The sequence below is a fragment of the Stenotrophomonas sp. AGC87 genome, from assembly GCF_057333975.1.
Window position 1 is genome coordinate 79,690 of the sequence record NZ_JBHFHW010000029.1, and the last position, 9,373, is coordinate 89,062.

4 protein-coding genes are annotated in these 9,373 nt (G+C 67.9%); 3 read left to right on the top strand and 1 reads right to left on the bottom strand.

Annotated elements, in window-relative coordinates:
- Positions 1–36 precede the first annotated feature (36 nt).
- Positions 37–1,368: a M20 family metallopeptidase gene (locus ACE026_RS10365; protein WP_486038935.1), complete on the bottom strand. Its 1,332-nt coding sequence runs from the start codon at positions 1,366–1,368 to the stop codon at positions 37–39.
- A gap of 231 nt (positions 1,369–1,599) precedes the next feature.
- On the opposite strand from ACE026_RS10365, the gene ACE026_RS10370 reads away from it, so the two are divergent.
- From ACE026_RS10370 to ACE026_RS10380, 3 genes are all read left to right on the top strand, one after another.
- A complete protein-coding gene (locus ACE026_RS10370; protein ID WP_486038936.1) occupies positions 1,600–2,838 on the top strand; it encodes an efflux RND transporter periplasmic adaptor subunit in 1,239 nt (412 codons plus the stop codon).
- A gap of 88 nt (positions 2,839–2,926) precedes the next feature.
- Positions 2,927–6,166 (top strand): efflux RND transporter permease subunit, encoded by a 3,240-nt coding sequence (locus ACE026_RS10375; RefSeq protein ID WP_486038937.1) that lies wholly within the window; start codon positions 2,927–2,929, stop codon positions 6,164–6,166.
- Positions 6,167–6,200: 34 nt separating this feature from the next.
- On the top strand, positions 6,201–9,326 hold the full coding sequence (locus tag ACE026_RS10380) for an efflux RND transporter permease subunit (RefSeq protein WP_486038938.1): 3,126 nt from the start codon (positions 6,201–6,203) through the stop codon (positions 9,324–9,326).
- The last annotated feature ends 47 nt before the right edge of the window (positions 9,327–9,373 follow it).

A 9,373-nucleotide genomic window follows, 5' to 3' on the forward strand; every position in this document is an offset into this window, starting at 1 on the left:
GGCGGGGACCTGCCGTGTCCCAGCCGTCGTCTGACTTCAGCCTGCGCCAGGCGCCTCAGCCGGCGTCCCATTGAGGTAATCCAGACTGACCTGCAGCAGCGCGCGCAGGCCCACATCCAGCGCCTTCTCATCGAGCAGGAACTTCGGCGAGTGGTTGGCCGGCGCGGTCGCCGGATCGATCCCCTCGCTGGTGGAGCCGACGAAGAAGAACATGCCCGGTACCTGCTGGGCGTACAGCGAGAAGTCCTCGGCCCCCATCTGCAGCGGCGGCTCGTACACATTGCCCTCGCCCACCACGGCCTGCAGGCTCGGCAGCATCCGCGCGGTCAGCGCCGGATCGTTGACCGTGGCCGGGTTGCCCTCGGACTCGTAGATCTCGGTTTCGGCCTTGGCCCCGTGTGCGGCCGCGGTGTGCTCGGCCACGTTGCGCAGGTCGGCGAAGATCTGCTGGCGCATGCCCTCATCGAAAGTGCGGATGGTGCCGACCATCTCCACTTCATCGGGAATGATGTTGTAACGGATGCCGCCCTTGATCGCGCCGAAGGTCACCACCGCCGGCTGCTTGGAGAGGTTGGCGCGGCGGCTGACGATGGTCTGCGCGGTGCCGACCAGGTCGGCGGTGGCCACGATCGGGTCCACCCCGTTCCACGGCGCCGAGCCATGGGTCTGGCGGCCGATCACCTTGATCCCGAACCGATCCGACGCCGCCATCAGCGGGCCGCCACGCACCGCGATCTGGCCGGCCGGCACGCTGGAGAACACATGCAGGCCGAACACGGCCTCCGGCTTGAAGTCCTTGAACAGCCCTTCCTTGAGCATCAGCGCCGCCCCGCCCTCTTCCGGCGGCGGCGCGCCCTCTTCGGCCGGCTGGAAGATCAGCATTACTTCGCCCGGCAGGTTCGCGCGCATCTTCACCAGCGCATCGGCCACGCCCAGCAGGGTAGCGGTGTGGGCATCGTGGCCGCAGGCGTGCATCACCCCGACGGTCTCGCCACGGTAGGTACTGGTGGCCTTGGAGGCGAACGGCAGGCCGGTCTGTTCGGTCACCGGAAGCGCGTCCATGTCCGCGCGCAGGGCGATCCGCGGGCCGGGCTTGCCGCCCTTGATGATGGCCACCACGCCGTGGTGGGCGATGCCGGTCTGCGGCTTCAGGCCCATCGCGCGCAGGCGCTCGGCCACCTTGGCCGAGGTGCGTTCTTCGCGGTTGGACAGCTCCGGGTGCTGGTGGAAGTCACGGCGCCAGTCGATCACCTGGGCCTTGAGGCGGGTCGCAGCGGCGGCCACTTCCGGGCGTTCGGCGGGGGCGGCGGCGGCCAGACCGGGGGCGGCCAGCAGCAGGGCGGACATCAACAGCGACAGACGGGGCATTGAAGGTCTCCACGGGTCAGAACGGCGGTCGAACCTGAATGTAGGGCATCGGCGCCGGTCGCGCTGTAACTTTCTGCCCCGGCAAACGTTCATGGAGGGAACCTCACCCGTCACATCCGGTCTGATCGCCCGTCCCATCCGTCATGCATGAAAGGCCACGGGCGACGAGTATGCTTTGCGCCTAGCCAACCGGGCCCCCCGCCCTCCGCCAGCCCCCTCAGGAGTTATTGAATGTCGCGTTTCTGGAAGATCGTGCTGCTGGTGGTCGCAGTGCTGGTGGTTGCCGTGGTGGGAATGCGCCTGATGGGCGGCAAGAAGGGGGATGCAGGCGGCCCGGCAGCCGAAGGGCGCCAGGGCGGTGATCCGGCCAATGCCGGCCCGGTCCCGGTCACGGTGATCGATGCAGTCCGCCAGGATGTGCCGGTCTACGCCAGCGCACTGGGGACGGTGGCGGCGATGAACACGGTCACTGTGAGCCCGCAGGTCGGCGGCCAGCTGATCAGCCTGAACTTCAAGGAAGGCCAGGAAGTGAAGAAGGGCGACCTGCTCGCGCAGATCGACCCGCGCACCCTGCAGGCCAGTTACGACGAAGCCGCGGCGGCCAAGCGCCAGAACCAGGCCCAGCTCGCCACCGCCCGCTCCAACTACCAGCGCTCCAATTCGGCCGAATACCGCCAGTACGTGGCCAAGACCGACCTGGATACCCAACGCAACCAGGTGGCCCAGTTCGAAAGCGCCGTGGCCGCCAATGAAGCGAGCATGCGCGCCGCCCAGGTGCAGCTGCAGTACACCCGCGTGACCGCCCCGATCTCCGGCATCGCCGGTATCCGTGCGGTCGACGCCGGCAACATCGTCAGCGCCGGCACGGCGCTGGTGACGCTGACCCAGATCCATCCGATCCATGTCGTGTTCAACCTGCCCGAGCGCCAGCTGCCGGCCGTGCGCGAGGCCCAGGCCGCCGGCCAGGTGGATATCGCCGCACTGGACCGCAACGACGCGCACGTCCTTACCGACGGCGGAAAGCTGGACGTGGTGGACAACCAGATCAGCAGCGACAGCGGCACCTTCCGCGCGCGTGCCCTGTTCGACAACGCCGACAATTCGCTGTGGCCGGGCCAGTTCGTCAATGTCCGCATGCAGCTGCGCACCATCGCCGGCGGCGTGGTGATCCCGACCCAGGCCGTGATGCGCGGGCCGGACGGCGAGTACGTCTACATCGTCAAGCCGGACAGCACCGTGGCCATGCAGACGGTGAAGAGCGGCGTGGAAGTCGGCGACAGCCAGGTGCAGATCACCGAGGGCCTGAAGGGCGGCGAGCGCGTGGTGAGCGAAGGCCAGTTCCGTCTCAAGCCGGGCGCCAAGGTGACCGCGCTCAAGCCGGGCGAAACCCCGGCCGCACCGACCGAAGCCGAGCTCAAGGCCGCCCAGCAGCAGGGTGGCGGTGGACGCCGCGGTGGCGGTCCGCGCTGATCGCGCCCGCCCTACGTTCCTGACGCCGGCCCACGAGCCGGCGTTCGCCTGATCCAACGCAGCACGACGCACCAGCAAGGACCCGCCCGTGGGCTTTTCGACGATTTTCATCCGCCGCCCGATCGCCACCTCGCTGCTGATGGCGGGCCTGCTGCTGCTCGGCATCCTCGGCTACCGCCAGCTGCCGGTGTCGGCGCTGCCCGAGATCGATGCGCCCAGCCTGGTGGTGACCACCCAGTACCCCGGTGCCAACGCGGTCACCATGGCCTCGCTGGTGACCACGCCGCTGGAGCGCCAGTTCGGGCAGATCTCCGGGCTGGAGATCATGACCTCCGATTCGTCGGCGGGGCTGTCCACGATCATCCTGCAGTTCTCGATGGACCGCGACATCGACATCGCCGCGCAGGATGTGCAGGCCGCGATCCGCCAGGCCACCCTGCCCTCCTCGCTGCCCTACCAGCCGGTCTACAACCGGGTGAACCCGGCCGACGCGGCGATCGTCACCCTCAAGCTCACCTCCGACACGCGCCCGCTGCGCGACGTCAACAACTACGCCGACTCCATCCTCGCCCAGCGCCTGTCGCAGGTGCAGGGCGTGGGCCTGGTTTCCATCGCCGGCAACGTGCGCCCGGCCGTGCGCATCCAGGTCAACCCGGCGCAGCTGTCCAACATGGGCCTGACCCTGGAAGAACTGCGCAGCGCGCTGACCCAGGCCAACGTCAACGCGCCCAAGGGCTCGCTCAACGGCAAGACCCAGTCCTACTCGATCGGCACCAACGACCAGCTGACCAGCGCCGCCGAGTACCGCGACACCATCATCAGCTACAAGAACGGCCGCCCGGTGCGCCTGTCCGATGTGGCCAACGTGATCGACGGCGTGGAGAACGACCAGCTGGCCGCGTGGGCCGATGGCAAGCCGGCGGTGCTGCTGGAAGTGCGGCGCCAGCCGGGCGCGAACATCGTGCAGACCGTCGAGCGCATCCGCGCGTTGCTGCCGCAGCTGCAGAACGTGCTGCCGGCCGACGTGCATCTGGACATCTTCAACGACCGCACCGAGACCATCCGCGCCTCGGTGCATGAAGTGCAGTTCACCCTGATCCTGACCATCGGCCTGGTGGTGGCGGTGATCTTCGTGTTCCTGCGCCGCCTGTGGGCGACCATCATTCCCTCGGTGGCGGTGCCGCTGTCGCTGGCCGGCACCTTCGGCGTGATGGCGTTTGCCGGGATGTCGCTGGACAACCTCTCGCTGATGGCGCTGGTGGTGGCCACCGGCTTCGTGGTCGACGATGCGATCGTGATGATCGAGAACATCGTGCGTTACATCGAACAGGGCAAGAGCGGGCCGGAAGCGGCCGAGATCGGCGCGCAGCAGATCGGCTTCACCGTGCTCTCGCTGACAATTTCGCTGGTGGCGGTGTTCCTGCCGCTGCTGCTGATGCCCGGCGTCACCGGTCGCCTGTTCCACGAATTCGCCTGGGTGCTGAGCATCGCGGTGACGCTGTCGATGCTGATCTCGCTGACGCTCACCCCGATGATGTGCGCCTACCTGCTCAAGCCCGATGCGCTGCCCGAGGGCGAGGATGCGCACGAGCGCGCCGCCGCTGCCGGCAAGACCACCGTGTGGTCGCGCACCGTGGGCCTGTACGAGCGCAGCCTGGACTGGGTGCTGGATCACCAGCCGCTGACCCTGGCCGTCGCCGCCGGCGCACTGGTGCTGACCGTGGTGCTGTACATCGTGATCCCCAAGGGCCTGCTGCCCGAGCAGGACACCGGCCTGATCACCGGTGTGGTGCAGGCTGACCAGAACATCGCCTTCCCGCAGATGGAGCAGCGCACCAAGGCCGTGGCCGAAGCGCTGCGCAGCGACCCGGCAGTGACCGGCGTGTCGGCCTTCATCGGCGCCGGCACCATGAACCCCACGCTCAACCAGGGCCAGCTGTCGATCGTGCTCAAGGAGCGCGGCGACCGCGATGGGCTGGATGAGATCCTGCCGCGGCTGCAGAAGGCCGTGGCCGGCATTCCCGGCGTGGCGCTGTACCTCAAGCCGGTGCAGGACGTCACCCTGGATACCCGCGTGGCCGCGACCGAGTACCAGTACTCGCTGTCGGACGTGGACAGCGCCCAGGTCGCGCTGCAGGCCACGCGCCTGACCGAGGCGCTGCGCCAGCGCCCGGAGCTGGCCGACGTGGACAACAACCTGTCCAACCAAGGCCGCGCACTCGAGCTGACCATCGACCGCGACAAGGCCAGCGTGCTCGGCGTGCCGATGCAGACCATCGACGACACCCTGTACGACGCCTTCGGCCAGCGCCAGATCTCCACCATCTTCACCGAGCTCAACCAGTACCGCGTGGTGCTGGAAGTGGCCCCGGAGTTCCGTACCAGCACCGCGCTGATGAACCAGCTGGCGGTGGCCTCCAATGGCGCTGGCGCACTGACCGGCAGCAATGCCACCAACTTCGGCCAGGTCACCTCGTCCAACTCGTCCACCGCCACCGGCATCGGCGCGCAGAACACCGGCATTCCGGTCGGCGCCGGCAACATCATTCCGCTGGCCGCCCTGGCCGAGGGCAAGGTCACCAGCACCCCGCTGGTGGTCAGCCACCAGCAGCAGCTGCCGGCGGTCACGGTGTCGTTCAACATCGCGCCGGGCTATTCCCTGTCCGATGCGGTCAAGGCGATCGAAGAAACCAAGGCCGGCCTGGACATGCCCTCGCAGGTGCATGCACAGTTCATCGGCAAGGCCGCCGAGTTCACCGGCAGCCAGACCGATGTGGTGTGGCTGCTGCTGGCCTCGCTGGTGCTGATCTACATCGTGCTGGGCGTGCTGTATGAGAGCTACATCCATCCCTTCACCATCATCTCCACCCTGCCCCCGGCCGGCGTCGGCGCCCTGCTGGCGCTGATGGTGTGCGGCCTGCCGTTGTCGGTGGACGGCATTGTCGGCATCGTGCTGCTGATCGGCATCGTGAAGAAGAACGGCATCATGATGGTCGACTTCGCGATCGAGGCCCGGCGTACCGGTGCCAACGCGCATGAGGCGATCCGTCGTGCCTGCCTGCTGCGCTTCCGCCCGATCATGATGACCACCGCTGCCGCGATGCTCGGTGCATTGCCGCTGGCGCTGGGCACCGGCATCGGCTCGGAACTGCGCCGCCCGCTGGGTATCGCCATCGTCGGCGGCCTGCTGCTTTCGCAGCTGGTGACGCTGTACACCACGCCGGTGATCTACCTGTACATGGAGCGCTTCTCCGAGCGCCTGCGCCAGCGCCGCGAACAGCGTGCGCTGCGTCATGGCCATGGCCCGGTGCAGGAGCCGCAGGCGTGATGATGAGCACCGCAGGCCGTTGCGGAGGCGTTCGATGAACATCTCCGGCCCGTTCATCCGCCGCCCGATCGGCACCGCCCTGCTGGCCATCGGCCTGTTCGTGGTCGGCGTGATCTGCTACCTGCAGCTGGGCGTGTCGGCGCTGCCGAACATCCAGATCCCGGTGATCTTCGTGCACGCCAACCAGGCCGGCGCGGATGCCACGACCATGGCCTCCACGGTCACCGCGCCGCTGGAACGCCACCTCGGCCAGCTGCCGGGCATCGACCGCATGCGCTCGTCCAGCTCCGAAGGCAGCTCGCTGGTCTTCATGATCTTCCAGAGCGACCGCGACATCGATTCGGCCGCGCTGGATGTGCAGACCGCGATCAACTCGGCCCAGGCCGACCTGCCCGCCGGGCTGGGCACGCCGATGTTCCAGAAGGCGAACCCGAACGATGACCCGGTCATCGCGATCGCGCTGACCTCGGAAACGCAGTCGGCCGACGACCTCTACAACGTGGCCGACTCGCTGCTGGCCCAGCGGCTGCGCCAGATTACCGGTGTGTCCTCGGTGGATATCGCCGGTGCTTCCACGCCGGCCGTGCGCGTGGACGTCAACCTGCGCCTGATGAACGCGCTCGGCCTGACCGCCGATGATCTGCGCAACGCCGTGCGTGCGGCCAACGTGACCTCGCCGACCGGCTTCCTCACCGATGGCAACACCACCACCGCGATCATCGCCAACGACTCGGTGGCGCGCGCGGCCGACTTCGCCCAGCTGGTGATCAAGACCGCCGACAACGGCCGCGTCATCCGCCTGCAGGACATCGCCAACGTCTACGACGGGCAGCAGGACGCCTACCAGGCCGCGTGGTTCAACCACAAACCGGCGGTGGTGATGTACGTGTTCACCCGCGCCGGCGCCAACATCGTGGAAACCGTGGACCGGGTGAAGGCGCAGATCCCGACCCTGCGCGACTACCTGGAACCGGGCACCACGCTCACCCCCTATTTCGACCGCACCCCGACCATCCGCTCCTCGCTGCATGAAGTGCAGATCACCCTGCTGATCGCGCTGGCGATGGTGGTGCTGACCATGGCGCTGTTCCTGCGCCGGCTGGCCCCGACCCTGATCGCGGCGGTGACCGTGCCGCTGTCGCTGGCCGGTGCGGCGCTGGTGATGTACGTGCTGGGCTTCACACTCAACAACCTGAGCCTGCTGGCGCTGGTGATCGCGATCGGCTTCGTGGTCGACGATGCGATCGTGGTGATCGAGAACATCATGCGCCACCTCGACGAGGGCATGACGCGCATGCAGGCCGCCCTCACCGGTGCGCGCGAGATCGGCTTCACCATCGTCTCGATCACCGCCTCGCTGGTGGCGGTGTTCATTCCGCTGCTGTTCGCCGAAGGCATGATGGGCGCGTTCTTCCGCGAGTTCACCGTCACCCTGGTGGCGGCGATCGTGGTCTCGATGGTCATCTCACTCACCCTGACCCCGGCGCTGTGCAGCCGCTTCCTGAGCGCGCATGCCGACGCCGGCGCACCCAGCCGCTTCGGCCGCCTGCTCGATGCCGGCCACGACCGCATGCTGCGGATCTACGTGAAGCTGCTCGACTTCTCGCTGCGTCATGCACTGCTGCTGTCGCTGACCCCGCTGCTGCTGATCGGCGCGACCATCTTCCTGTTCGGCGCGGTCAAGAAGGGCGCGTTCCCACCCCAGGACACCGGCCTGATCTGGGGCCGCGCGAACTCCAGCGCCACGGTCTCCTTCGAGGACATGGTCAACCGCCAGCGGCGCATCACCGACATGCTGATGGCCGACCCGGCGGTGAAGACCGTGGGCGTGCGCCTGGGCAGTGGCCGCCAGGGCTCCAGCGCGCAGTTCAACGTTGAACTGAAATCACGCAAGGACGGCCGGCGCGAAACCACCGCGCAGGCCCTGGCGCGCCTGAGTGCCAAGGCCGACCGCTACCCCGACCTGCAGCTGCGCCTGCGCGCCATCCAGGATCTGCCCAGCAATGACGGCGGGGGGGCCAGCCAAGGCGCGCAGTACCGCGTCTCGCTGCAGGGCAACGACCTGGCCCAGCTGCAGGAGTGGCTGCCCAAACTGCAGGCCGCGCTGAAGAAGAACCCGAAGCTGGCCGACGTCGGCACCGACGTGGACGCCGCCGGCCTGCGCCAGAACATCGTGATCGACCGCGCCAAGGCCGCTCGCCTGGGTGTGTCAGTCGGCGCCATCGACGGCGCGCTGTACGGCGCCTTCGGCCAGCGCCAGATCTCCACGATCTACTCGGACATCAACCAGTACAGCGTGGTGGTCAACGCCCTGCCCGAGCAGACCGCGACGCCGGGCGCGCTGGACCAGATCTACGTGCGGGCCGGCAATGGCGAGATGGTGCCGATCACGGCGGTAGCCGAGCAGGTGCCGGGGTTGGCACCGTCGCAGATCACCCACGAAAACCAGAACACCACGATGGACCTGAGCTACAACCTCGCCCCCGGCACCAGCATGGGCGAGGCCAAGGCGATCATCGACAGCACGGTCAATGGCATGCGCATGCCCGGCGACATCCGCCTGGCCGAGGACGCAGGCTTCGGCTTCGATTCGGACCCGATGGCGATGCTGATCCTGGTGATGGCGGCGATCATCACCGTCTACCTGGTGCTGGGCATGCTGTATGAAAGCCTGATCCACCCGGTCACCATCCTGTCCACGCTGCCGGCGGCGGGCGTGGGTGCGTTGCTGGCGCTGTACGGCACCAATACCGAACTGTCGGTGATCTCGATGATCGCGCTGGTGCTGCTGATCGGCATCGTCAAGAAGAACGCGATCATGATGATCGACTTCGCCGTGGTGGCGCAGCGCGAGCACGGCAAGACGCCGTTGGAAGCCGCCCGTGAGGCCAGCATCGTGCGCTTCCGCCCGATCATGATGACCAGCATGGTGGCGATCCTGGCCGCGGTGCCGTTGGCGATCGGCCTGGGCGAAGGCTCCGAACTGCGCCGCCCATTGGGTATCGCGATGATCGGCGGCCTGCTGTTCTCGCAGAGCCTGACCCTGCTCAGCACCCCGGCGCTGTACGTGATCTTCTCGTGCCTGCGCGAGCGCTGGGTGGCCCGCCGGGCCCGTCGCCGTGAGAAGCGCGCCATGAAGCGGGCCGCCGCCGCGCGGTGATGGCGGCACGCCTGCACTGAACGTGGTGCATGCAGGGAGGTGGCGAC